This window comes from Pseudoalteromonas sp. Z1A6, from assembly GCF_011378745.1.
Taxonomy (GTDB): domain Bacteria; phylum Pseudomonadota; class Gammaproteobacteria; order Enterobacterales; family Alteromonadaceae; genus Pseudoalteromonas; species Pseudoalteromonas arctica.
This window is the reverse complement of sequence record NZ_WTKW01000598.1, coordinates 1-1,322: the sequence shown is the minus strand read 5'-3', so window position 1 is coordinate 1,322 and position 1,322 is coordinate 1. Positions and strand designations below refer to the sequence as shown.

Here is a 1,322-nt window from a genome sequence, read left to right as displayed (position 1 = left end):
TTATTTAACTTTTTTGCAGCTATCTGAGTGTTTTTTAACTTTCGTTTAATTAATACGCAGTTATTAATTAATTTGATCATCATTAATTGCTGCAATAACCAAGTATGGCAGTGATATTGAAAAATCGCATTAAGTTGCAAATGTAAACATTTTGATTTAAAAACAAAAAACCCAGCATAAGCTGGGTTTTTGAATTCTTGATAACGTATAGATTAACGTTTTGAGAACTGTGGACGCTTACGCGCTTTCTTAAGACCCACTTTCTTACGTTCAACTTTACGTGCATCACGTGTAACAAAACCTGCTTTACGAAGTTGTGGACGTAATGACTCGTCAAACTCCATAAGTGCACGAGTGATACCATGACGGATAGCACCAGCTTGACCAGTTGTACCACCACCAGAAACGGTGATGTAAAGGTCAAATTTTTCAGTCATATCAACTAGCTCTAGAGCTTGATGAACAACCATGCGTGCTGTTTCGCGACCAAAATACTCTTCTAGAGAGCGTTTGTTGATTACGATGTTACCAGTGCCTGGGCGTAAGAATACGCGAGCACTTGAACTTTTACGACGACCTGTACCGTAGTATTGATTTGCCATGATGGTGCTCCTTAAATGTCTAGAACCTGAGGCTGTTGTGCAGCATGGTTGTGCTCAGTACCTGTGTAAACTTTAAGTTTACGGTACATAGCGCGGCCTAAAGGACCACGTGGCAACATGCCCTTAACAGCCTTCTCGATGATCATTTCAGGCTTTGCAGCTTGAAGTTTATCAAAAGTAGTAGACTTAAGACCACCTGGAAAACCAGAGTGTGAATAGTACACTTTGTTTTTGAATTTGTTACCAGTTACAGTAACTTTTTCAGCGTTGATAACGATGATATAATCACCAGTATCTACGTGCGGTGTATATTCAACTTTATGCTTACCGCGTAGGCGATGAGCGATTTCAGTAGCGATGCGACCTAAAGTTTTACCTTCAGCGTCAACTACGTACCAGTCACGTTTTACTGTTTCTGGTTTAGCAACAAACGTTTTCATTTATAAAAATCCAATGTTTTTCAATTAAAACCACAAGTAGTTAATATTAACTACTGCTCTAAGTTTGCTATAACCCCTTCGAGTTTTAGACTTTTGCGCCGCTCACAAGTGGCTAGACTATATGAGGGCATAGAACGCAACGTGGCAGACGCGGGAGTATACCAGCACTTAAAACACATTGCTACTCCCGGTTGTTTTTTCCACAAGAAATTTTAAAATAAGAAGTACTATATACAAACTTCTTATTTTTAATGGCTGACCTATTACACTTTTGCCTACT

Annotated in this window: 2 protein-coding genes; both read right to left on the bottom strand. The window is 39.0% G+C overall.

Annotated features, from left to right (window positions below; all coding sequences use genetic code 11):
• Positions 1–212: 212 nt before the first annotated feature.
• On the bottom strand, positions 213–605 hold the full coding sequence (rpsI, locus tag GQR46_RS19805) for a 30S ribosomal protein S9 (protein ID WP_024595789.1): 393 nt from the start codon (positions 603–605) through the stop codon (positions 213–215).
• 8 nt (positions 606–613) lie between these two features.
• Complete coding sequence (rplM, locus tag GQR46_RS19800; protein WP_007378318.1) at positions 614–1,042, bottom strand: 50S ribosomal protein L13; 429 nt, start codon at positions 1,040–1,042, stop codon at positions 614–616.
• Between the last annotated feature and the right edge of the window lie 280 nt (positions 1,043–1,322).